The sequence below is a fragment of the Kaistella flava (ex Peng et al. 2021) genome (assembly GCF_015191005.1).
GTDB classification, from domain to species: Bacteria; Bacteroidota; Bacteroidia; order Flavobacteriales; family Weeksellaceae; genus Kaistella; species Kaistella flava.
The window spans coordinates 2,008,116-2,032,751 of the sequence record NZ_CP040442.1 but is presented as its reverse complement, the minus strand read 5'-3'; the positions used below and the strand labels follow the sequence as shown (position 1 = coordinate 2,032,751).

Annotated in this window: 25 protein-coding genes; 18 read left to right on the top strand and 7 right to left on the bottom strand. The window is 34.9% G+C overall.

What is annotated here, in order from left to right; translation table 11 throughout:
* Window positions 1-14: 14 nt before the first annotated feature.
* From Q73A0000_RS09230 to Q73A0000_RS09220, 3 genes are all read left to right on the top strand, one after another.
* Entirely contained in the window at window positions 15-599 is a 585-nt protein-coding gene (locus Q73A0000_RS09230; protein WP_193810688.1) for a hypothetical protein, read from the top strand.
* A gap of 198 nt (window positions 600-797) precedes the next feature.
* Entirely contained in the window at window positions 798-1,445 is a 648-nt protein-coding gene (locus tag Q73A0000_RS09225) for an HD domain-containing protein (RefSeq protein ID WP_193810687.1), read from the top strand.
* A 267-nt stretch (window positions 1,446-1,712) separates the two neighbouring features.
* Complete coding sequence (locus Q73A0000_RS09220; protein ID WP_193810686.1) at window positions 1,713-2,309, top strand: hypothetical protein; 597 nt, start codon at window positions 1,713-1,715, stop codon at window positions 2,307-2,309.
* A 617-nt stretch (window positions 2,310-2,926) separates the two neighbouring features.
* Here Q73A0000_RS09220 and Q73A0000_RS09215 read toward each other — a convergent pair.
* From Q73A0000_RS09215 to Q73A0000_RS09200, 4 genes are all read right to left on the bottom strand, one after another.
* A complete protein-coding gene (locus Q73A0000_RS09215) occupies window positions 2,927-4,123 on the bottom strand; it encodes an efflux RND transporter periplasmic adaptor subunit (RefSeq protein WP_193810685.1) in 1,197 nt (398 codons plus the stop codon).
* A gap of 165 nt (window positions 4,124-4,288) precedes the next feature.
* Window positions 4,289-5,557 carry an ABC transporter permease gene (locus tag Q73A0000_RS09210; RefSeq protein WP_193810684.1) on the bottom strand — a complete coding sequence of 423 codons (1,269 nt, stop codon included), beginning with the start codon at window positions 5,555-5,557 and terminating at the stop codon, window positions 4,289-4,291.
* Window positions 5,558-5,664: 107 nt separating this feature from the next.
* The gene (locus Q73A0000_RS09205; protein WP_193810683.1) at window positions 5,665-6,894 is read right to left on the bottom strand and encodes an ABC transporter permease; all 1,230 of its coding nucleotides are present in this window, start codon (window positions 6,892-6,894) and stop codon (window positions 5,665-5,667) included.
* A gap of 66 nt (window positions 6,895-6,960) precedes the next feature.
* On the bottom strand, window positions 6,961-7,653 hold the full coding sequence (locus Q73A0000_RS09200) for an ABC transporter ATP-binding protein (RefSeq protein WP_193810682.1): 693 nt from the start codon (window positions 7,651-7,653) through the stop codon (window positions 6,961-6,963).
* Between the two features lie 644 nt (window positions 7,654-8,297).
* Here Q73A0000_RS09200 and Q73A0000_RS09195 point away from each other — a divergent pair.
* From Q73A0000_RS09195 to Q73A0000_RS09150, 10 genes are all read left to right on the top strand, one after another.
* Window positions 8,298-9,272, top strand: a complete 975-nt coding sequence (locus Q73A0000_RS09195; RefSeq protein ID WP_193810681.1) for a ribonucleotide-diphosphate reductase subunit beta — start codon at window positions 8,298-8,300, stop codon at window positions 9,270-9,272.
* 4 nt (window positions 9,273-9,276) lie between these two features.
* Window positions 9,277-9,825 (top strand): hypothetical protein, encoded by a 549-nt coding sequence (locus Q73A0000_RS09190; RefSeq protein ID WP_193810680.1) that lies wholly within the window; start codon window positions 9,277-9,279, stop codon window positions 9,823-9,825.
* Window positions 9,826-10,264: 439 nt separating this feature from the next.
* A complete protein-coding gene (locus Q73A0000_RS09185) occupies window positions 10,265-11,920 on the top strand; it encodes a ribonucleoside-diphosphate reductase subunit alpha (RefSeq protein WP_193810679.1) in 1,656 nt (551 codons plus the stop codon).
* A gap of 84 nt (window positions 11,921-12,004) precedes the next feature.
* Entirely contained in the window at window positions 12,005-12,691 is a 687-nt protein-coding gene (locus Q73A0000_RS09180) for a hypothetical protein (protein ID WP_193810678.1), read from the top strand.
* Window positions 12,692-12,724: 33 nt separating this feature from the next.
* Entirely contained in the window at window positions 12,725-13,591 is an 867-nt protein-coding gene (locus tag Q73A0000_RS09175; protein WP_193810677.1) for a DUF72 domain-containing protein, read from the top strand.
* Window positions 13,592-13,697: 106 nt separating this feature from the next.
* The gene (locus Q73A0000_RS09170; RefSeq protein WP_193810676.1) at window positions 13,698-14,132 is read left to right on the top strand and encodes an RrF2 family transcriptional regulator; all 435 of its coding nucleotides are present in this window, start codon (window positions 13,698-13,700) and stop codon (window positions 14,130-14,132) included.
* Between the two features lie 47 nt (window positions 14,133-14,179).
* Window positions 14,180-15,931 (top strand): cbb3-type cytochrome c oxidase subunit I, encoded by a 1,752-nt coding sequence (locus Q73A0000_RS09165; RefSeq protein ID WP_193810675.1) that lies wholly within the window; start codon window positions 14,180-14,182, stop codon window positions 15,929-15,931.
* A gap of 9 nt (window positions 15,932-15,940) precedes the next feature.
* A complete protein-coding gene (locus tag Q73A0000_RS09160) occupies window positions 15,941-16,936 on the top strand; it encodes a cytochrome c (RefSeq protein ID WP_193810674.1) in 996 nt (331 codons plus the stop codon).
* Window positions 16,937-16,985: 49 nt separating this feature from the next.
* On the top strand, window positions 16,986-17,246 hold the full coding sequence (locus Q73A0000_RS09155) for a hypothetical protein (protein WP_193810673.1): 261 nt from the start codon (window positions 16,986-16,988) through the stop codon (window positions 17,244-17,246).
* A 19-nt stretch (window positions 17,247-17,265) separates the two neighbouring features.
* On the top strand, window positions 17,266-17,679 hold the full coding sequence (locus Q73A0000_RS09150) for a cytochrome C (protein ID WP_193810672.1): 414 nt from the start codon (window positions 17,266-17,268) through the stop codon (window positions 17,677-17,679).
* Window positions 17,680-17,946: 267 nt separating this feature from the next.
* Here Q73A0000_RS09150 and Q73A0000_RS09145 read toward each other — a convergent pair whose 3' ends face one another.
* Window positions 17,947-18,246: a hypothetical protein gene (locus tag Q73A0000_RS09145; RefSeq protein WP_193810671.1), complete on the bottom strand. Its 300-nt coding sequence runs from the start codon at window positions 18,244-18,246 to the stop codon at window positions 17,947-17,949.
* Between the two features lie 161 nt (window positions 18,247-18,407).
* Here Q73A0000_RS09145 and Q73A0000_RS09140 point away from each other — a divergent pair, with 161 nt between their 5' ends.
* From Q73A0000_RS09140 to Q73A0000_RS09120, 5 genes are all read left to right on the top strand, one after another.
* Entirely contained in the window at window positions 18,408-18,965 is a 558-nt protein-coding gene (locus Q73A0000_RS09140) for an RNA polymerase sigma factor (protein ID WP_193810670.1), read from the top strand.
* Between the two features lie 140 nt (window positions 18,966-19,105).
* Complete coding sequence (gene lipA, locus Q73A0000_RS09135) at window positions 19,106-19,972, top strand: lipoyl synthase (protein ID WP_193810669.1); 867 nt, start codon at window positions 19,106-19,108, stop codon at window positions 19,970-19,972.
* 102 nt (window positions 19,973-20,074) lie between these two features.
* Window positions 20,075-20,911 (top strand): dienelactone hydrolase family protein, encoded by an 837-nt coding sequence (locus Q73A0000_RS09130; RefSeq protein WP_193810668.1) that lies wholly within the window; start codon window positions 20,075-20,077, stop codon window positions 20,909-20,911.
* 327 nt (window positions 20,912-21,238) lie between these two features.
* Window positions 21,239-22,531, top strand: a complete 1,293-nt coding sequence (locus tag Q73A0000_RS09125; RefSeq protein WP_193810667.1) for a T9SS type A sorting domain-containing protein — start codon at window positions 21,239-21,241, stop codon at window positions 22,529-22,531.
* Between the two features lie 535 nt (window positions 22,532-23,066).
* Window positions 23,067-23,438 carry a T9SS type A sorting domain-containing protein gene (locus tag Q73A0000_RS09120; RefSeq protein WP_193810666.1) on the top strand — a complete coding sequence of 124 codons (372 nt, stop codon included), beginning with the start codon at window positions 23,067-23,069 and terminating at the stop codon, window positions 23,436-23,438.
* A gap of 81 nt (window positions 23,439-23,519) precedes the next feature.
* Here Q73A0000_RS09120 and Q73A0000_RS09115 read toward each other — a convergent pair whose 3' ends face one another.
* Complete coding sequence (locus tag Q73A0000_RS09115) at window positions 23,520-23,996, bottom strand: Dps family protein (RefSeq protein ID WP_193810665.1); 477 nt, start codon at window positions 23,994-23,996, stop codon at window positions 23,520-23,522.
* A gap of 23 nt (window positions 23,997-24,019) precedes the next feature.
* Entirely contained in the window at window positions 24,020-24,526 is a 507-nt protein-coding gene (locus tag Q73A0000_RS09110) for a pyridoxamine 5'-phosphate oxidase family protein (RefSeq protein ID WP_193810664.1), read from the bottom strand.
* Window positions 24,527-24,636 lie beyond the last annotated feature (110 nt).

Here is a 24,636-nt window from a genome sequence, read left to right as displayed (position 1 = left end):
TTTAAATTTTAAAAATGAAAAAATATATTTTAGTTATTTTGCCTTTATTGGCGATAAATTCTTGTTCAAAAATAGAAGAAACCATCAATGAACAGATTGAAAAAACAACTACAAGTGTCAAAGAAAAAGCGCAGAATGCAGTTAAAGAAACGTTGAATGAAACCGTTAGTAATTCAATTAACTCATTAACCAATGCTGAAAATGCTCAGTTTAAAGAAGTATTTCCTCAGGGAGATCCAACCATGATCTCTGATTTTAAAGGTAAGAAATTTACTTTTCCAAATGGTTCGCCAGCTTATGTTTTTAAATATAAAGCGCATAAGGAATTGTTGATTCCTTATTTGGAACGTCAGGAAACTTCAAATGAAGAGAAATCTGATAAAGTCGCCAAGAAAATCGATGGTAAAAGTTTCATTGATAAATTAAGTTTTGTAGAGAAATTTCTACCCGATAATACGATCGATATGAGTTTTTTAGAAGATCTTAAAAACGATAAAAGCATCGAATATTATAAATTGAAAAGATTCCCGAATAGTAGTACGATTATTTATAATCCGAAAACCGAACAGGTTTTTCAATTTGTAGAAGTTTCAAAATAAAATTAAACTTTTTTAAACCACAATAGGCACGAAAGACATATTGAAGGAAAAGATTTTCAAAAAAATGCAAAATGGTAAAGTCATTATTTCATTCTACTTTTGCAAACTTTTAATTTGCTTATTTTCACGTAAAACTTTTGCCTCTTTTGCGGTTTAAAAAAAGTGTAGACAGTTATTCAATTTATTTATAATAAAAATATGTCCCAGAATTTAATTCAGAATACGATCGTTTTTGTCAAAGAGAAATTAGAAGGCGCCGAAGCTGGTCACGATTGGTTTCACATCGAAAGAGTCTGGAAATTATCAAAAAAAATCGCAGGTGCAGAAAATTGTAATTTGGAAGTAGTTGAACTTTCCGCCTTGCTTCATGATATTGCCGATCCCAAATTTCACGATGGCGATGAAACTTTAGCCTTGAAAATATCAAATGAATTTTTAAAAAGTCAAAATGTTTCCGATGAACTCATCGAACAGGTTTTATTCATTATTAAAAATATTTCTTTTAAAAATAGGGGAGAAGTTCCTGATGTTTTACCCATCGAATTGCAGATTGTTCAGGATGCCGACAGAATCGATGCTATTGGTGCGATTGGCATTGCCCGGACTTTCAACTTTGGTGGTTTCAAAAATAATTTAATGTATCATCCTGATATTCAGCCTAAATTGAATATGGCAAAAGAGGAATACAAAAAATCGCAAGGAACAACAATCAACCATTTTCACGAAAAATTATTGCTTCTAAAGGATTTAATGAATACGAAAACTGGAAAAGATTTAGCACAGGAGCGTCACGATTTTATGCTTAATTTCCTCGATCAATTTTCTCGGGAATGGAATGTGGAGTAAAGAAGAGCCAAGTAAAAAGTAAAAAGAGCCAAGTAAGAAGTGGAATGCATCAAAGGAGTTCGATAGTTAATGTACCAAGATTTTTATTTTCTAAGTGAAACGGCTCTGCGACCGTAATTTAAATAGCATTAATGGAAAAACCCTTTGCGCCTTTGCGTTAAAATAATTTACAGCAGTTCATCTTTATCTACAAAAAACAGCGTGCAATAAGTTCATAAGCCGATAAATTACCATTTCGTACTTGTTAATTTTATTTATCTTTACGGCATGTTTTATTTGTTTTTCCTGCTTGCAGTTTTACTTTCTTTCGGATTGCTTCTTTCTGTCATTAAAACTGGTAGATTCAGTATTTGGGCGAAAGCGTTTCGGATGATAATCGTCGGAATTTCCATCGTTGTTTTCACTTATTATTTCATTCAGAAAAGTGTGGATCATTTTTTGGAAAACTCATTGACAGTGCAGGTTGTAAACAAATTGCCATTTCCGGTAGATTTTTACATCATTAAAGTAAATGATGATTCTGATCCAGATTTAAAATATGAAACACGCCATCTCGGGATCATCAGAAATAATTATTACAGAATCGATTATCTGAAAATGGATTCCTCCGATCAATATTGGATTGCCGCTTATATGGGTAAGAAAAACCTGGTATACTTCTCCCAACATTCGGTACCCAATAAAAATGAAGATCAAATTATCGAGGTTCAAAATTATATTGTTCAGAGTTCTAAATTGGCAGACATTGCAAAAACTCATATCGAAGAACTTAAATTTGAGAATATCAAAACTGCGATCTGGATGACTTTGGGCTTACTTCTTGTGTTCCTAAACCTGGCATTATTGCTCAGAAAAGCGAAATAAAAAAAGCAAAAAAAATCAGATAATTATTTTTAATAAATATCTGATTCTAAATTTTACGTTTACTTGATGGTTATATTTAAATTAGAAATTTTACCAGAAGCAGTAAGCAAGCAATTTCTATTTTTTCATATAAAGACATTTTCTTTTTTTTGCGGTTATTATTCATTTGAATTTTCTTTCTTAGATCTGAGTCTAAATTTGCTTTTGAGCCAGTTCCCATTTCTTTACTTAAAGAATTACACGCTGAATCAAAGCAATCGTCTACGTCGAAGTCAAAGGTTTTCATAATTGTAATATATTTACATCTTATTTTCCCTACAATAAAATGTTCTGTTTTTCAGATGCAAAGTTGCATAAAATAAGAAGCGAAACGTACGTGATAACCACCTTAATTTGCTGATAAACAATACCCTTTTTTTTATCGAGATTTTATGATACCAATTAGAAAGTATCATTAAAAATTACTAATAAGCTCAAATTTCACCTAGAAAATATCGTTGTTATTTGTGATTTAAAAGACTTTAAATATTTCATTTTGAAAAATTCCAGATAAATTGATAAAAAAAATCCCGGAAAATTTTCCGGGATGATCTATTTTTAAATAAAAGGATAATTGCTTATTTACCTTTTTTCTCTTTCAAAGCTTCTTTATCCTTATCAGATGGATTCCAAACTTTCACTTCAGCATCTTTGTTGATTCCCGATAAAATCTGAACATTAATTCCATCACTCGCGCCGAGTTTCACATTCACTTTTTTGAATTTTCCGTCCGGCTGTTTTACTTCGACGAAAGAATTATCTTTTCCATTCACCTTTTCATATTGAATTAAAGATTCATCCAAAAGCAAAGCGTTTTTCTGAGAACTCAAAATAACTTCCCCGTTTGCAGAAAATCCTGCGCGGATATATTCATTGGTTTTATTAAAAACGTCAGCCTCGATAGGGAATTTAATCGTTCCATTTTCCTCTTTTCCTTTCGGTGCAATCATCGTTACACGACCTGGAAATGACTTATTTTGCAAGGCACCGATGACCACATTCATGTCCAAACCTTCTTTTAATTTTCCGGCTTGAGCTTCATCAATCGTTCCTTCAAAAATAAGAGAATTCAAATCTGCAATCGAACAAATCGTACTTCCTGCATTAAATGAATTCGCCTCAATTACCTGACTTCCGACTTTTACCGGAACTTCTAAAACAGTTCCATTCGCTTTGGAGCGAATTTGAGTGGTCGCCAAACCAGCCAATTCTGGAGTTGCACCAGTTTTCGCAATCTGAAGGTTTTTCTGAGCCGTTTCTCTTTGTTGCTGCGCATTTCGTAATGCTTGCTGCGTTGATTGTAATTGCTGTTGTGACGAAATATATTCTTGCTTAGAAATCACGCCTTGCGAATATAATCTCTCTTGCATTGCAAATTGTTTTTGCTGTTGCGACACATTAATTTGAGCATTGCTGATCTGCAAATTCGCGTTGTTAATTTCCTGTTGTGCAGCGTTCACATTCTGAATGCTCGGTACAATTCTAATCGTTGCAACCAATTGTCCAGCGGTAACTTTATCACCTTCGGTCACCAGAATTTTATCGATAATCCCAGAAATATTGGGTTTGATTTCAATTTCTTCTCTCGGTACAATCTTTCCCGTTGCCATTACTTTATCGTCCATATTTTGAACAAATGGTTTTTTGGTAAGGAACTGCTCGCTTTCTTTAGAATTGGATGAAATCAGATATTTAATTCCCGAAAACAGTGCCACGGCGAAGATCAATCCCAAGAGGATATAAATGGCTTTTTTAAAAGTGAACTTCTTTTTCATATATTTCGTTTATTTTTTAATTTTTTTTGGGGCGACTATTTCCGCCCTCCATTCCCGCTTTTTTGTTCGTCGTGCCTCCTCGCAAAAAGAGCTCCATTCAGGTCGGGTCGCAATATCGTCCTGAGTATTAACTTTCATTACTCATTAACGATTACTCATTATTTATTACTCAGATCTCAACGCTTCAATCGGACGAATTTTAACAGCTCGTTGCGCCGGGATCATTCCGACAATTAAACCTAAAATGACCATAATCGCCATCGCACCGAAAACCTGTCCATAATTTACCGTTGGATTATAAAACGGAAAAGTATCCTGGCCTTGGGTTACCGCATTGAGAATCATCAGCAGGAATATTCCCAACATAAAACCCAAAAGTCCTGACGATAAAGTAATCACCACACTTTCTAATAATATCTGATTTCGTACTTCTGCCGGTTTTGCACCCAAAGCACGACGAATACCGATTTCTTTGGTTCTTTCTTTTACCGTAATTAGTAAGATATTTGATATCGCAATTACGCCGGCCAAAATGGTTAATGTTCCCACTGTAATTGTTAGTAACTGCATTCCAGTAAGGAATCCGGTCAGTTTAGCAAATTCTTTTCCGAGGTTAAAACTCCCAAAAGCATTGGTGTCTTCCGGCGAAACATTGTATTTCTTTTTGAGTTCGGTTTTTACTTGATCTTCAACAACATTTAAATCTGCATCAGGCTTGCTTACAATCGCAAAGAAACCTACTTTGTCCCCGTTATTATACATTTTAGAAAAAGTGGTAAAAGGAATATATGCTGATTGGTCATTTTCCATTCCGCCGCCTTTTTTTACCCGAAATACGCCGATTACATTGAAGAAAATACCTTTTATATTAATAGATTGTCCAATCGGATTTTCATTCTTTTTAGCATCGAAAAAGTTTTTATAAACTTCTTCACCAATTACGGTAACGTTTTTATTTCCGGCAATGTCGGCATCATTTAAGTATCTTCCGAAGATGAGTTTTTTTTCAGAAATCTTATTTCCAACTGGGAAATCTCCATTTAAAGTATAGGTTGCGTTTTTACCATTTCTGGAAAATGATTCGCCTGGAGTACCGAAATTCCCACGCGAACTTTGTGGCGAAATATAATCGATGGCTGGAATTTTTTTAGGAAGCATTTCTAAATCTCCTAAATGTAAATCCATTTTTCTACCCTTCGGAAATCCATCATAAGGAATTGAGGTATTTTGAGCCCAAAGAAAAATAGAGTTGGTTGCAAATCCAGAAAATGCTTTATCGAAACCATTTTCCATTCCTTTCGCAGCACCTAAAAGGGCAACAAAAAGAAACATTCCCCAACCCACGCCAATCATGGTTAGAAAGGTCCGCAACTTATTATTCTTCAGGGAATAATAAATTTCTTGCCAGGTATCTATTTTGAAAATGATGTTCATAATGTCAATTTCTTTAAGTGAGTAAATTCACTAATTAATTCGAAATTAATTTAAATTGTGTTTGTAAAGTCTTTTATCTTTTCTCTATGTTCTTTCATCAGCAGAACCTATTCGCTTCTCAACGCTTCAATTGGCTTAATTCTACTGGCACGGTACGCCGGTACAAATCCTGCAATCAAGCCGGATATAACCAAACTCACAAAAGCAACGATGACTAATCCCCAACCAACGGATGGGTCTACAATAAAATATTTTTCTAAACTGTCGCCGATTAAATGCAAGGTCAGAATTCCTAAGCCAACACCCATTAAACCAGAAACTACCGTAATGACAATGCTTTCTTGCATAATCAAACCGACAATGCTGCTTGGTTTGGCTCCAATCGCTTTTCGGACACCAATTTCCTGCGTTCTTTCTTTAACAATGTAAACCATTATATTACTGATTCCGATAATCCCGGCGAGCAAAGTTCCCATACCGATGAAACCTACAATCAAGGTGATAATGAATAAAAACTGAAAAGTCTGACCCATATTTTTGGCGTTATTCCTTACTACAACACCATTTTGATCATCGGGAGAAACTTTATGTTTTGCTTTTAATTCTTTTTCTAATTGTTCACCATATTTAATAGCTTGGTCTGGAGTCAGATTGGTATTGTAAGTCAGAAAAATAGTACTTACTGTATCTGAACCTTTTTTTAGTTGTTGCAGAGTAGTGATAGGAACGGTAATCATTCGCTCGTCAAAGTCGCCTCCATCATCAGAAAACACTCCAACAACTTTAAACATGCTTCCATTAATATCCAAGTCTTTACCAATTGGACTTCCGTTTTTAATTAAATCACGCTGAACCATTCTACCAATCACTGCAACATTTTGTTTGCGATCTAGGTCCATAGGATTGATGTATCGGCCTTCTGTTAATTTTCGGTTTTCGATAACGATCTCGTCAGGATTTGCACCGCTGATTTGATAATTCCCGCTTTCTTTACCATATTTCACGGTCATGTTTGAAGAATATCTCGGTGTGGCACTTTCTATTTTTTCAGGTTCTTCATTGGTGATTTTCTCGTAATCATCATTTTTAAGAACGATTTGCCGATCAGATTGTAAACCGCCGTAAGCGATGGTCGTTTTTCTGGTGAAAATTGTAATCAGGTTCGTTGCGTCTCTGGCGAAACCTTGGGTAAACGCATTTTGTAAACCAGTTCCGATACCAAAAAGTACGATGAAAATATATAAACCTAATGCCACTGTAAAACCAGAAAGCACCGTCCGCAATACGTTACTGCGAATCGATTCGAATATTTCTCTCCAGCGGTCAAGGTCAAACATAATTTTTAATTCTATTTATTTTTATAATGAATTCACCATTCACTAATTCACTGCGAAGCAAATTTGCTATTGCAAAACTCTTTGAGTAATAAACTCATCACTTTCGATAACACCATCTTTTAGAATGACGTTTCTTTTTGTTTCTGCCGCAACATCAGGTTCGTGGGTTACAACAATAATGGTTTTTCCCTCGCGATTAATTTCTTGAAGCAGTTTCATGATATCATAAGTTGTTTTAGAATCAAGTGCTCCAGTCGGTTCATCGGCTAGAATTACTTTCGGATCAGTAATTAAAGCCCTGGCGATGGCAACTCTTTGTTTTTGTCCACCCGACATTTCATTGGGTAGATGCGTTGCCCAATCTGCAAGTCCAACTTTCTCCAGATATTCCATGGCTCTATGGTTTCTTTCTTTTCTGGGAATATTTTGATAGTAGAGTGGCAGTGCCACATTTTCTAAAGCAGTTTTATAGCCAATCAAGTTAAATGACTGAAAGATAAATCCTAAAAATTTACTTCGGTATTCAGCGGCTCTTATTTCTGAAAGATGTTCAATAGGAATTCCATCGAGTTCATAAATCCCAGAATCTTTCTCATCTAAGATCCCAATGATATTCAATAAAGTCGATTTCCCAGAACCAGAACTTCCCATAATGGAAACAAATTCGCCTTCATCAATCGAAAGATTAATTCCTTTCAGAACGTGGAGTTTGCTCTTTCCGGTGTCATACGATTTATTGAGATCCTTAATTACTAACATCAAATGGAGGGTTTATTTTATAATAGGTAGGTCATTTAATTTATTTGTTACAATCATTACATTAAACTAATGATTATAATTAAACTAATTACATTGGTTTTCTAAAGATTGACAATTATTTAAAGAATTCAAATAAAAAAAACTAAAAATGATTTTGATGAAAGAGTCTGCTTTATGTTTTCTGAATGATCAATCATTCCACCATCTTGGAGTGATTTTTTTTGAGCTATTTTTTGAAAATACAGCCCATATTTTGAAGGTTTTAGATGATTTTCGCAAGAGATTTCCTGGCTAAATTCAAAGGTGATTAAAGTATTGTTTAGCCTGTAAGTACATACAAGATAGATTTTGCATTAAAGTGTTTAATAATTTAGCGCGGTTCATCGTCCTTGAGGACGATGGTTGCTGTGTAAAGGTAATGGGAACACAAGGTCTGTGTGATTGTGGAAAACTTTTACCGCTTATAGTCAGTGAATTAATGATAACGACTTTCTTACTAAGGTTTCATTTCCTATTTTTGTACGGAACGCATTAAAGGAGAAATTCTATATTTTCGAGTTAATTCTTTTTGCAAATACCTAATAATCATATCGTTGTGTAATTTCGCTTTTCTAACAGAAGTGATTTAAAAATTAAGTTTTACTATGGGAATTTTTGACAAAAGAATTGGATACAAGCCATTTGAGTATCCCGAAATCTTACAGTTTGTGGAAGCGATTAACAAATCATTTTGGGTACATTCTGAAGTTGATTTTACGGCGGATGTTCAGGATTTTCACTCTCAGTTAGAACCTCATGAAAAGAACGCGATTAAGAACGCTCTTTTGGCGATTGCACAAATCGAAGTTTCTGTAAAAACATTCTGGGGGAATCTTTATAATCACATGCCAAAACCTGAACTCAACGGATTGGGCGCTACTTTTGCAGAATGCGAATTCCGTCATTCCGAAGCGTATTCACGTTTGTTGGAGGTTTTAGGTTACAACGATGCTTTTAACCAAGTCATTGAGATTCCTGCCATTAAAAAGAGAATTGATTTTCTTTCTAATGTTTTAAAACACGCGAATTCTACCACGCCAAAAGAATATGTTTCTTCTCTTTTGTTATTCAGTATTTTAATTGAAAACGTTTCTTTGTTCTCTCAGTTTGCGATTATTTTATCGTTCACAAGATTCAAAGGTTACATGAAAAACGTATCCAATATCATCGCCTGGACTTCCGTTGATGAGCAGATTCATGCCAACGCTGGAATTTATTTGATCAACAAAATCCGTCAGGAACAAGCAGATTTGTTAACCGATTCAGACATCGAAGATATTTACACTTTGGTTGATCATTCAATCAATGTAGAAGAAGAAATTCTGGACTGGATTTTCGAAATGGGTGAAATCGATAACGTCAGCAAAGAGAATTTATTGAACTTCATGAAATTCCGCGTGGATGACAGTTTGAAGAAAATCAATATGAAAACCCGTTACAATATTTCGCCGGAAGATTACCGTCCAATGGTTTGGTTTGAAGAAGAAGTTTTCGCCAATTCAATGGATGATTTCTTCGCCAAAAGACCGGTTGATTATACCAAACACGATAAGAGTATTACGGAGAACGATTTGTTTTAAGAAAATGAAGTTAGAAAATAAATCATACCCAAAAGACTTTCGAAATGCTTTGATTGGTTTATTACATGAAAAGCAAGAAAATTTAGATCAGTACGATGAGGAAGAGAATGAGGAGATAAAGAGAATTGAAGAAAATATTTTTATTTTAGAAAAAGGTATAAAGACTGAATATAATAAAGTTAATATTGATATTGAAGATCATATTTTGAATTCAGATGAAATTTCTGAAGTTACTTTTATTCAGGTGCAACGAATTTTAAGACTTTTTTTTGAATTAGATGGTTTTATTAAAACTGAAGAACAAATTAGAAATCATCCAAAAGTTTTTAAGTTAAAATTTCAAGGATTTAATGACCACGATGATGAAGAATTAGATAACGGACAAGTGATAGTTGCAGAATATTTAATAATGAAGCAAAAAAAGTTTCAACAATATAAAGGAATATTCAGGGAAGGGAAAGGAAATGTGATGGAAAGGTATATTGAGATTATAAATTTTTTTGAAAATAGAAAAATAAATACTTCTTCAATAATTGAATATTTAGATTCTTAAAAATATTAAAAATTGTTACTCAGTAGTGATTTTATTCAATAGGAACGGACTTTAGTCCGTTTATAAAATAGAGAACACAATTTGGCTTTAGCCGAAAATTAAATATAAACTTTGTCGCACAACAGCGAACTCTTTTTACTAGATCTAAAGTAACATAGTATTTCCAGCCACGAAGTGGCGTAATCATTAGCAAAGGGTGAAACCCTTTGAGAGAAAATAAACAGGATTTAAGAAAGCCACGAAGTGGTGAAATAGTATTATTAAAGAATCCTTCGAAAGAAAAAAGACAGAAGTTAATAGCCCTGATTGAAACGGCATCCCCGCCTTGGCGGGATATAGTGGAAAGCGGGACCGAGATAAAGAAGAAGCGAATATTTGATGCTTCTAAAAAATTAATAAAAACACACATTGTACGCGGTACATTTTAGAGAAAGAAAATATGGAAGAACAAGCAAAAATATGGTGGCTGAACGAAGAGTCGGAGCAAATGTTAAACCGCGGTTATTTATTGAAAGGGGAAACCGTAGATGGTGCAATTACCAGAATCACAACAGCAGCGGCGAAAAGATTATATAAACCAGAACTGCAACCTGCCTTTGAAGAGATGATTAGAAAAGGTTGGATCAGTTTTTCATCGCCAGTTTGGGCGAATATGGGAACGGAAAGAGGGTTGCCGATTTCTTGTTTCAATGTTCATGTGCCGGATAATATTGAAGGAATTACGCACAAATTAGGGGAAGTGATTATGCAAACCAAAATTGGTGGCGGAACTTCTGGCTATTTTGGTGAGTTAAGAAATCGTGGAACAGCGGTTACGGATAACGGAAAATCTTCGGGTGCAGTTTCTTTCATGAAATTGTATGATACTGCAATGGATGTGGTTTCGCAAGGTGGCGTTCGTAGAGGTGCTTTTGCGGCTTATTTGGATGTTGACCACGGAGATATTGAAGAGTTTTTATCAATTAAAGATATTGGAAGTCCGATTCAGAATTTGTTTACAGGAATCTGCGTGCCGGATTATTGGATGCAGGACATGATCGATGGTGATATGGACAAACGTAAAATCTGGGCGAGAGTTTTAGAAAGTCGTGCGCAGAAAGGTTTGCCTTATATTTTCTTTACGGATAACGTGAACAGAAATAAACCGCAAGTTTATAAAGATTTAGGGATGACGGTGAATGCAAGTAATTTGTGTTCGGAAATCATGTTGCCGTCGAGCGAAGCGGAATCATTTATCTGCTGTCTTTCTTCTATGAACTTAGAATTATATGATGAGTGGAAAGATACGGATGCCGTGAAATTAGCGATTTATTTCCTGGATGCAGTTTTAACAGAATTTATTGAGAAAACAGAAGGTAATTATTATTTAAATGGTGCGCGAACTTTTGCTTTGCGTCACAGAGCGCTTGGTTTGGGAGTTCTTGGGTATCATTCTTATCTTCAGAAAAATATGATTCCGTTTGAAAGTTTTGAGGCGACTCAGTTTAATGCAAAAGCGTTCAGACAAATTAAAGAGCAATCAGTTATTGCTTCTCAGGAATTGGCGAATATTTACGGTGAACCAGAATTATTGAAAGGGTACGGAATGCGAAATACCACCACAATGGCGATTGCACCTACAACTTCAAGTTCTGCGATTCTTGGACAAACTTCTCCGGGAATTGAGCCGTTTGCTTCGAATTATTATAAAGCAGGTTTGGCGAAAGGAAACTTTATGCGTAAAAATAAATACCTCGCAAAATTACTTCAGGAAAAAGGAATCGACAACGAAGATACGTGGAGAACAATTATGTTGAATCACGGTTCTGTTCAAAATATTCCGGAATTGAGTGATGAAGAAAAAGCGGTATTTAAAACGTTTAGAGAGATTTCTCCAATGGAGATTATTTCTCAGGCTGCACAAAGACAACAATATATTGATCAGGCGCAATCATTGAACTTGCAGATTCCAGCGACCATGCCGGTAAAAGATGTAAATTATCTTTATATCGAAGCTTGGAAAAAAGGAGTAAAATCTTTGTATTATCAAAGAAGTTCTTCAGTTTCTAAGGAATTGATGGTGAACTTTGTGACGTGTTCGAGTTGTGAAGCGTAAAAGCGATCAGGTATAAATTTTAAAACCACAGTTGTATTTCTGTGGTTTTCTTTTGTACATTTACTTAGACAATAGTTGACACCGATGAAAAATAGTATCCTCTTAATTGCAATGTTATTACTGATCAGTTGCAACAGTAGAAATGAGGATATTCCTCTATTACCTTCGAAGCCGACGATAGTCAGTGGCAAGGTGTACGATTTTCAAAGAAATCTCCCGGTTGCAGATTATTTAGTGAAAGTGCAGCGGTCTTACAGAACCTACTGCGGCTATCTCAGCTGTACAAAAACTGAAGAAGTTGCAACCACACGAAGTGACCAAAATGGTTTTTACAAGATCAATTTTGACTACATCATCGATGGTTCTAAGGAAGAATATGTCTATCATGTTATTGTGGAGAATGCCAACGGACATATCGCCGAATCAGTTACCAATTTATCTTTAGAAGCAGGAAAAAGTAATGTGCGCGATGTAAATGCCTGGAAACCCATCAAGGTTAAATTTAATTTAAAAGTCAACAACAATAATAATCCACCACTATATATTGCGACGCTGCTAAAGTCGGGAGGTGGAACCTTCAACAATACTGCGGTGGAGAATAACGGCGAGATGTCCGTAGATTTGCTATACAAACCATCTGCGCAGATGTACATCAGGTTTTATTATTTTATCGGTGGCGGCGGCGTGATTCATTCGATAGAAAGGGAAATAACAACAAATAATGATGACATTCAAAATTTTTATTTTGAAGTAGATTGCAGCAAATTTTAGATTCCTAAAAAAAATCCTCAAATCTTTAATATTATGAAATTCGGACAAGTAGAAGACCCGTCGCAAATCGATTTTACGCTTCCTAAAGATCATCCAAGAACCAAAGAAATTTTAAAGGAAACTCAATCCAAAGATTTCAATATTTCAATTGGGTGTGCAAAATGGAACAAAACCGATTTGAAAGGATTTTATCCAAAAGGGGCGAAAGATGAATTGACATATTATTCTACTCAGTTTAATTCAATTGAGTTGAATGCTACATTTTACAGTATGCCATCTCCAGATCAGATCCTGACTTGGAAAGATAAAACTCCAGCTGATTTTAAATTCTTCCCGAAGATTCCAAATACGGTTTCGCATTATAGAAGATTGCTAAATATTACCGACGTCGTAACGCAATTTGCAACTTCGGTTTTAAACTTTGATGATAAATTAGGAATGGTATTTCTGCAACTTCACGATAATTTTAAACCGAAAGATTACGAGCGTTTAGAAAAATTTATTCAGGATTGGCCAAAAGAAGTTCCGCTTGCTATAGAATTAAGAAATAGCGAATGGTTTGCAGATGAAGAAATTTTCAACAAAACAATGGATCTTTTTGAAAAGCATCATATTACCAATATTATCGTAGATACTGCCGGCAGGAGAGATATGTTGCACATGCGACTTACCACGCCAACTGCATTTATACGCTACGTTGGAGCGAATGCGGACAGTGATTATACCAGACTTGATGAGTGGGTAGAACGCCTCAAAGTCTGGAAAAAAGAAGGTTTGAAAAATCTGTATTTCTTTGTGCATCAGAATATTGAAAAAGCATCTCCGCTTTTATCTGCTCATTTTATAGAGGAAATTAATAAAGAATTCAAAAAGGATATTCATATTCCGGTGATGGCCTAAGTGAAAATTTTAATTTCATATTTTTTTAAAATTCAATGAAAAATAATAGAAGACCCTATTGTCTTTTATTATTTTTTTCTCTACATTTGTTCATAGGTAAAAAGATATGTTTTCTAAATCATGTGAATATGGGATCCGGGCAGCCATTTATATTGCCAAACATTCCATAAAAAATCATAAAGTAAGCTTAAAAGAAGTAGCAAAACATACCGATTCTCCGCCTGCGTTTATGGCGAAGATTTTACAGAAATTAACTAAAACCGAAGTTTTGTCTTCCCTTAAAGGTCCCACTGGAGGTTTTTTTATAGCAGTTGCTGATTTAGAAAAAGTATCACTCTTGACAATTGTTTTAGCAATCGATGGTGATGGAATTTTTGAAAATTGTACTCTGGGTCTTAGAAGATGTGATGGGCAAAAGCCCTGTCCAATGCATGTCAATTTTATAAAAATTCGAGAAGAAATGAGATACACCTTAGGTAGTACTTCTTTAAAGTCCTTGGCTGAAGAAGTCTCTGATGGGGTGACGTTTTTGAAACGATAGTTTTTTTTCTATAATAAAGGACAAATTTATCTTTTAATATTTTCCATATGAATAATTCAATTTTTGGGGAATCGGGAATTCAGATTACGGTATTGCTTATTTTAATACCGGTACTCGTTGGTTTACTGATCGCCGTCGTCAAGACTTATGGTACGTACAAAGACCTGCGTAACCGGCATAAACTCTATGAATTCAACAAAAAAGTAGAAAGTCTTTCTCCGGAAGAAGTCGAGTTTTACAAAAAAAGAAAAACGGAGGAAGCGTATCAAATTCCACACAATGAACTCTCTGGTAAAATCCCACCTTCAGACGAAAAAGGGATTATTCATAATATCAACGCTATTGAAGAATTGCGGGTTATTCCTCATAAAAAAAGTTTTGTTCCACAAAAATATATTTCGCCAGGATTAGCAAAATTGATTCTTTATTTTATTGGCTGTGCCATTTTCTGGTTACTCTTTGGTACTTCAGTGGGCGAATATTTGGGAATTAAGTTTGTTGCACCTGATGCAGATCACATTAGTTGGTTGAGTTTTGGGCGACTTCGTCCGGTTCATACTAATATGGTTTTCTGGGGATGGGCGTCCTTTGCAATGGTTGGGCTTTCTTATTATGTAATTCCACGGGTAAGTAATGTAGAGATTCATAACCTTAAAATCGGTTGGTATACTTTAATTTTAATGAATGTTGCGGTATTGTCAGGAACGGTTTGTTTAATGGCCGGAATGAATAATGCAGGTGGAGAATACCGTGAATATATTTGGCCGGTGATGGGGCTTTTTGCAGCAGGAATTATTCTTTCACTTTATAATTTTTTAATGACGGTTGCAAAGCGGACCACCAGAGAAATCTACGTTTCAAACTGGTATATTATTGCTGCGATGATGTATGTAGTGGTGATCTTGGTTGTTGCTTATGTTCCTTTGTGGCAAGATGGTTTGGCAGAAACAATTGTGCAAGGATATTATATGCATCAAGGTGTAGGAATGTGGTTCATGTTTTTGACTTTAGGTTTGATGTATTATTTTCTTCCTCAACAACTTAATAAACCGATCTATTCTTACAGCTTAGGAATCTTAGCATTTTGGACACAAATTATATTTTACACTTTAATCGGAAGTCATCACTTTATATTTAGTGCCATTCCTTGGTGGATGCAAACGGTTGCTATTGTAGCTAGTGTTGGTATGGTGATTCCAGTTGTAGCTGGGACGGCTAACTTTTTACTCACTTTTAATGGGGCTTGGTATCAGATTAAAAATTCTTATACCCTTCCATTTTATATCATTGGTATAATTTTCTACTTTACTGGCTCGATGCAGGGAACGGTAGAAGCATTTCGATATACGAATTTGATTTGGCACTTTACCGATTTCACGGTCGCTCACTCGCATTTAACGATGTATGGAATTATCACTTTTATGCTTTGGGGCTTTATCTACACTTTAGTTCCAAGGATTACCGGAAAAGAACCACCAAAAATTTGGGTAGGAATTCATTTTTGGTTGGCCTTAATTGGATTGATGTTTTATACCGTGTCATTAATGATTGGATCTACAGAAAAAGGATTGCTTTGGATGGAAAATAAGCCATTTATTCAAGGCGTAATTCTAATGGCTCCGTATTGGTTATGGCGTGCGATTGGTGGAACAATGATGTGGATTTCACACTTTGTTTTTGCTTATAATTTCTATAAAATGGTCAATAAAAAACAAGATGTGATCATTCCATCAACGCCCGCAGAAATTTTGGAAGCGAAAAGACAGCTCAAAAATACAGAACACATCCCAACAAAATAAATTGGAATAATGGAATTTTTAAATAATCATAAAACTTTGTTTTGGTCAGCCTTGATCTTATTTCTGTTCCTTACGTTACAGATTGCGATTTTGCCTGCAATTACCATGCAACAAATTTATAAGCCACTTCCTGATGCAAAACCTTTCACCAAAGATGAGCTTGCAGGAAAAGCAATCTATGTAGAAAATGGTTGTATCGCCTGTCACACGCAACAAGTTCGTGAAGTTGAAATGGATAAAGTGTTCGGAAGCAGACCAAGCATTCCAGCAGATTATGCCCGAAACCACCGAATGGATGTTTGGAGAAATACCGCCAATTTATTAGGATCAGAAAGAACTGGTCCAGATTTAACCGCAATTGGTGAAAGACAACCGAGTGTTGATTGGCAATTATTACATTTATATCAGCCGAGAGCAGTTGTTAAAGAATCAATTATGCCTTCTTATGCTTTCCTTTTTGAAGAAAAAGATTATTTAGAAAAAGGAGATACTGAGGTTAAAGTTCCGGCAGAATTTCTTAAAGATAAATTTAAAAAAGTAGTTGCGACGAAGAAAGCGCTTCAACTCGTTGCTTACTTACTAAGTTTGAAACAAACGAAATTACCACAAGGAGTTAAACCGGTAGATTTCCTTTATAAAACTGAAGTAAAGAAAACAGCAGCAGGTGGGGCAGGAGCAGCTGAGTTACCAGATGGAGGAGAATTATTTACCGCAAATTGCGCAAGCTGTCATCAGGAAACAGGAGAAGGATTGCCAGGAGCTTTCCCACCATTGAAAGGAAGCCCGATTGTAGGTGGTGATGATATTGATGTATATGCGACTATAATTATGACTGGTTATACTGGAAGACCAGGATATGGACCAATGCCGTCCGTTGGTAAAAACGCGAACTTTACGCCAGAAATGGTTACCGCAATTATGAATCATGAAAGATCTTCTTGGGGGAATAATGCCAAGCCGGTGACTTTAGAACAGGTAAAAGCAGCGATGGCAAAGATTAAGTAAATGAATTTAATTGCTTTTGACTAATTATAAAAAACATTAAATCAAACCAATGAAAAATATTAAAAATACCGCAATCCTCTTTTTTTTACTATTGGTTAATTTTGCTTTAGCATGTGAAGCATGTAAACTTCAGCAACCAAAAGTAACTAGAGACTTTACCCATGGAGTAGGACCTCGTGGTGATTTCGACTGGATTATCGTCGCTGTGATCGCAGCGCTTACCATTTTTACTTTTGTTTATTCATTAAAATATTTGGTGAAACCTGGAGAAAAAGGACAAGATCATATTAAGAATTCTATTTTAAATTAATCCACTAAAAAAGCAGAAGATGACTAAAGATAGAAGTTCCGTTTTCCTCTTTATTGATGAAGATGTTAAACCACTGGCAGAATTACAGACTCCGATTGTATTTGATTTTGATACGTCAAAATTAACCGATGGAGATCATGTTTTGAAAATAGTGAGCAAGTCGCCAACTGGAAGAGAAGGAATTCGGAAAATAAATTTCACTGTTAAAAATGGACCCTCAATAAGTGTGGAAGGTCTTCAGGATGATGATATCGTAGATGGCATCCTTCCTTTAATGATCAATGCTTACGACAAAGGCAATCAAAAAAGTTTCGTCATCGAAGGAAGTGAAACTCCTCAGACTGTTCCCGTTTGGATGTGGATTATTATCATTTTAATTGCGGGCTGGGGTGCTTATTATGGAATAACTTATTTCAGTGGTTTTCCGTATTAGTAGGAAAAGTTTTTATTTTTCGCATAATTGTAAATCTAGTTGCAACAGTAATTATGTTTCGAAATTACAACTTTACAAAAATTGATATAAAATTAAAAGAAGGTTTTCAGAATTTCTGAAACCTTCTTTTTTTTATTTTAGATATATACTCCACTTCTTTAAGAATCTTATTTATCTTCGGTATATTACGTAAATTGATTGAGCATTTATTGAGCAAAAAAAACGGTTTCAATATTATTGAAACCGTTATCTATTTTAAAGTAAGTTTTATGCTAAAAACTCAATTTCTTTATCCTTGAAATCGCTATTTTCAACTAGTTTTTGCATGGCTTTCATAATCTTCTTACGAAGTTTTGCGATTCTTCTCACATTTTTATCATCACTATAATCAAAGATATTATCCTCAAAAGAAAAAGTATCACCTTTTTTAAATTCGATTTGATTGTCTTTTAATTCCTTTAATAACATTAAATTAGTCATTGTTTCTAATAAAACATGTTCAGTTTTCGCCAATTCTTCCAATGACTTAAGAACCTGCTTTTTATATTTCTTATTCGCTTTATCCATTTTATTATAATTTAAATATTCGTGATTGCTTTACAATTGATATTGATTTCTAACAATTAATTTTAATGATGCAAGATAAGATTTTAATATAAATTTATCAAACTAATTTATCATCGTTTCGGCTAAAGTTAATTCTGCAATTCCTTATCTTTGTTTGATCCATGAAAAATACAGACCTTTTATCACTTATTGCTTTTGCCAAAAATAAAAATCAAAAGGCACAAACCCAGCTCATTAATCTGTTTTGGGTTGATGTGTTCAGTTTTGTAATGAAAAAAGTACAGGACGAATATGTTGCTGATGAACTCACGGTTTCTGTGTTTTCTAAAGTATTGGCAAAGTTAGATTTGTTTGATCCCAATTTTCAGTTTAAAACTTGGATTCTCACGATTGCTCAAAACTCCATTATCGATTATTGGCGAAAGAAATCTCGGGAAAATGAGGATTCTACTGATAACTTTGATGGTTTTAAAAATCATTTAGCACTTTCTCCAGAGGAACTTCTGATTTCAGAAGAAGACCAAAAACAAATTTTAGCAATCATCGAAAGTTTAGATTCCAATTATAAAGACATTATTCAGCTTCGGTTTTTTGAAGAGAAAAGTATTAAAGAAATTGCCGAAGAACAGAATATAACAGTAGCCAATACCAAAGTCAGGATTATGCGCGCTAAAAAATTATTAGCTGAATTACTAAAACATAATGAGTTTGAAGACTAATTTCCAAGTTTCATTAGAATGACCTATATCGCAACTTTGGAATTATTCTAATGCGAAGGAACGGCCTTTCGAATTTATTCCAGAGTTTTCATAAAATTTATTCCAAACCTTATTCGTAAATTTGCTTTTTATTTTTTAAAATGAACGAAATACTGACCGATACAATTACTCAAAAACCAAAATGGATTCGCGTAAAACTTCCAACCGGAAAAAATTATCGTGAACTTCGAACTTTGGTTGATAAATATAAACTGAACACCATTTGCCAAAGTGGAAGTTGTCCAAATATGGGCGAATGCTGGGGCGAAGGAACTGCAACCTTTATGATTCTGGGAAATATCTGTACCCGAAGTTGTGGATTTTGCGGTGTGAAAACTGGGAAGCCTTTAGATGTCAATTGGGATGAACCGGAAAAAGTAGCGCGTTCGATCAAATTAATGAAAATCAAACATGCGGTTTTAACTTCTGTAGATCGTGATGATTTAAAAGATATGGGCTCTATTCTTTGGGCAGAAACTGTAAATGCGGTTCGTCGTATTTCTCCCGGAACTACTATGGAAACTTTGATTCCAGATTTTCAGGGAATTACAAAACATATCGATCGTTTAATTGAAGTGTCTCCGGAAGTGATTTCTCACAATATGGAAACCGTTAAAAGATTAACCAGAGAAGTTAGAATTCAAGCGAAATATGAAAAAAGCTTGGAAGTTTTACGATACCTGAAAGAAGCCGGACAGAATAGGACGAAAACTGGTTTAATGCTTGGTTTGGGTGAAGAAAACGCTGAGGTTTTTCAAACGATTGAAGATATCAGAAATGCGAATGTTGATGTAATTACCATTGGACAATACCTACAACCGACCAAGAAACATTTACCCGTGAAAAAATTTGTTACTCCAGAAGAGTTTAATGAATTCGGAGATTTTGCGAGAAGCTTAGGATTTCGTCATGTAGAAAGTTCGCCTTTGGTGAGAAGTTCTTATCATGCCGAAAAACATATTCATTAAAAAATCAACTTTAATAATATTCAAAAAACGCAGCGATAACGTTGCGTTTTTTTATTTCTGAACTTTAGAATCCTTATCTTTAAAAAAATAAAAATTAAACTTATGAAAACACTCAAGATATCTGCTGTAATCGTTTCCTTACTTTGTACTTTTTCTTGTCAGGAGAAAAAAAACGAGGTAAGAGATGGTTTGAATTCTGTAAAAACCACTTCAGGGAAATTGACCACGGAAGAAGTATCTTATGATATTGATGGCAAAAATTACAAATCATTTGTCGCTTATAAAGGCGACGCTAGCGAAGTGAAACCTGTAGTTATGGTTCTGCCAGAATGGTGGGGCGTTACGGATTATACAAAAAACAGAGCGAAAGACTTGGCTGAATTAGGTTACTTTGCAATGGTGGTTGATTATTATGGTGATGGAAAAACCGTTGATAATCCTGAAGAAGCCGCGAAATTATCAGGAGAGTTTTATAAAATCCCAATCGATGCGAAATTGAAATTTGACAAAGCAAAAGCACAACTGCTGAAATTCCCTAACGCTAATTATGATAAAATTGCCGTAATCGGATATTGCTTTGGTGGAGCACAAGCGCTAAATATGGCGAGGCTGGAAGATGAATTAAAAGGAGTCGTTTCGTTCCATGGAAATTTAATGACAGGAATAAAGCCGAAAAATAATGACGTTAAAATTTTAGTTTGCAATGGCGCTGCTGATACTTATGTTCCGGCTGAAGAAATAGCTGCTTTCAAAAAGCAAATGGATTCTGCGAAAATTGATTATAAATTCGTCGATTATCCAAATGCACTTCATTCATTTACCAATCCTGCCTCGACCGCAATTGGTGAAAAATTCAAAATGAAGGTTGCTTACAATAAAGAAGCCGATGTAAAATCCTGGAATGACATGAAAGCTTTTCTCATCGAAATTTTCAAATAAAGAATTTTTACTAATCTAAAATATTTCCCTTTCATACGAGAGGGATTTTTTGTTTCATATTCAAATGATCATTAATTCTTTATAAATAAATTCGTTTTCTCTAATTTTCATATGGTTTATTTTTAAAGTAATTCTATAATAAATATTTATACTTGAATCATTCTGTCCTAATCCAAAATATTGATGCAACAAAAATAATTTTCAATGTTTTGATTATCTTGATATTATATTTTTATATTATCGTTTTTCGTGAATTTTACAAGTCAAAATATTTTCCTTTGGAACTAGAGAAACTATATTTGTTTATAATTAATCAAATAAATTTATATGAAAAAATTTTACGCTATCGCATTAGGAGTTTGTAGTATTGCATTAGCAAACGCTCAGGTAAGTGATCTGGGAAGTTACGTTCAGGTTAGTGATATTTCTAATACGGGCGTTGCTGTTGGCAACGTTTATGGAAGTGCATTTTTTATGTGGTCAGAAGCTAACAGCGGAACCATCATTGGTGAGGCTGGGGCAAATGGCGTATCTGGGAATTGTAATATTTCAGCGGATGGTTCTGTAATTTCAATGGCGATTCCTAATCCTGCAAATCAAGATAAAGAGGAAGCTGTATTATATACGGTAGCAGATCAGTCCTTACAATTTCTTGGTCATTTAGGATTCTCTTCTGGTGCTGATACTTCTTCGGCTTGGGGAATGTCTTCTGACGGTAAAAATATTGTAGGGTTCGCCTGGAACACCTCATCAAAAGGAGAAGGCGTTTTTTGGAAAGACGGTGCGGCAACTACAGGCTTAGGAAGTACCGTTCCAACGCGAAGTTCCAGAGCTGATGCCGTGAGTGCAGATGGTTCTGTGATCGTTGGTTGGCAAGATGCAAGCAACGGCGTCCGTCAGGGAGCAATTTGGAAAAACGGCGTTCAAGAACTTTTAAAAGATAACGATGGTAATGTTTTGGGAGCCGCCTCAGCAGTAAGTGCAGATGGTAAAACAGTTGTTGGTATTAAAAATGAAACTGGCGAAGGCTATATCTGGAATGAAACGGATGGTACTATTTTCTTAAGCAGTGACGATCCTTATTTTATTACGAGCATGTCGGGAATATCTGATGATGGTAAAGTCGCTATCGGATTATCATTCGACCCTACCACAAGTATCCTTTTAGGAGAAGGTTTTATCTGGACCAAAGAAGGAGGCAAAGTGAATCTTAACGATTATGTGACCGCTGCCGATTTCGATGATTTAGATATTGTTTTTTCAGTTCCTACAGGCATCTCTCCGGACGGAAAATATGTCGGTGGAATTGGAGCCAATTTTATCGAGGGTGACGCCAAAGGATTTTTAATTAAACTTCCGGAAACTGCTTTGGCTTCTGGTGAGATTGTTAAATCAGCTAAAATGAGCGTTTATCCAAATCCGGTAAAAGATATCCTTACCATTACGACTTTGGATAAAGTAGAATCTGCAACAGTCTACAGTGCTACCGGACAAGTAGTATTTACAGCGAAAAATATCGTAAACAAGCAAATCAATCTTTCTTCATTGGCAAAAGGAGTTTACTTCCTTCAAGTGCAGACCGATAAAGGACTTCAGTCCGTAAAACTGATGAAGAATTAGGAAATTATTTTTTTTATATGTAAGAAAGTCTCTATCGATTTCGATAGGGGCTTTTTTGTAATTCAGAACTTTGTTTTTGATGAAAATAGGGTGGTATTTACTATAATAAGTAAGCATGTTTTCGAAGATCTAAGTCAAGAAGTATATTTAAATAAAAGTGTAATGCATTGCATATTAAATATTTAATTAAGTTGGCAAGACGCTGATATGGATTTTCGTCAAGGTGACATGTGGAGAAACGGAGTGCAGGAATTTCTTAAAGATAACGACGGAAATATTTTAGGTGAAGCGATGGAGTTTCCAATTACACAAGTTTAGGATATATTTGGAATGAAACATAAGGAACTACGTATGTAACCAGCGACAATCCATATTATATCACCCAAATGACTGCCATATCTGATGATGGTAAAACGGCACTTGGTTTTCTTTCGACCCTACACTAGGTCTTCTTTTAGGGGAAGGTTTTATCTGGACCAAAGAAGGTGGTACAGTCAATCTTAACGATTACGTGACCAGCTTGGGTTATGATGATTTGGACATTGTATTTGCAGTTCCCACTGGGATTTCGCCGGACGGAAAGTTCATCGGTGGTATCGGTGCTAATTTTACAGAAAATGATGCCAAAGGATTTCTGATAAAACTTCCAGGAGCCTTAGCTTCTCAAGAGGTAATTAAATCAGAAAAACTGAATGTTTATCCAAATCCTGTGAAAGATATTGTTACGATTAAATCTTTAGATAAGATAGAATCTGCCGAAGTTTACAGTACTGCTGGACAATTGGTTTTCTCATCAAAAAATATTATTGATAATAAGATTAATCTTTCTGTACTAACCAAAGGAGTTTATATTCTTAAAGTACAAACAAATAAAGGACTTCAGAGCATAAAATTGATGAAGAACTAAAAATATTTTTTTTCCGCTTATTAATTTTTATATGTAAAAAATCCCCTGTCGAATTCGATAGGGGATTTGGTATTATAGAAACTAGTCTTTAAAATATTTTCTCAGCTTCCAAGCCATTTTTTCGTGTTCCTGCATTAGACCATTTAAGAAGTCTGCCGTACCCGCATCTTTGTAATCGTCTTCGCACTTATCTAAATTTTCGCGCAATGATTTTACAATTGATTCGTGATCTCCGACTAATTCTTTCAAGATTCCTTGTGTATCTGGTACTTTTCCTGGAGTTTCTTTTAATTGAGATTCTTTCGCAAATTCAGTTGTTGTGCCAATAGCAGTTCCTCCCAAAGTTGCAATTCTTTCTGCAACTTCATCGGCAGCTTCTGCTACTGCATTATATTGGTCTTCAAAGAGCAAGTGCAGTTCCATAAAATTATCGCCGGATAAATTCCAATGGAATTTTCTTAGTTTGATGTAAAGCATATTTCCATCAGCTAAAACGGCATTTAAAATTTGATTTACTGCGGTTAAGTTTTTTTGCGTAATTCCTAAGTCTGGTTTCATAATTTATATTTAGTAAGTTAATGTTATACGTTTAAAGTACCTTCTCTTCCATCATCATTATCTGATTTTGTTCCGGTAAGAGCTGCGGTTGCAAAATGAAGCATAGAAACGAATTTTCCAGCTTTCGGTTCCCAATAATAGGTTTCATCTGGAGTAACTCTGATAATCGAAACATTCGGATCATCTTTTCCGTCGAACCAGGCATTTGCCATAGCGCTCCATTTATCTTCAATAGTTTGTTTGTCTTTGTAAATAAATGCTTTTCCTAAAATCGAAAGATATTCGGAGTTCCCATTATTCATAAAATAAAGTTGAACGCGATTATCTTTCTGGATTTCGAAGTTCTTATGACTTTGATCGCTGCTGATAAACCATAGATTTCCATGTTCATCAGTCTCCTTCAAACTCATAGGGCGGGATGAATTCGGTAACTTGTCTAACTCTGTACAAAACATACAGATTCTTGCACTTTCCGATAATTTCTTTAGCGTTTCAATAGCTTCTTTTTGATTTAAATTTTCAGTCGACATATCGTTGTTTTTTTTAATGATTAAATAAAAATTGATTTCTACTATAATTGAATCAATTTTTTCAGGTCGGCTAATCTGATTCAAAAACTAAACCATCTTTATTTAAAATG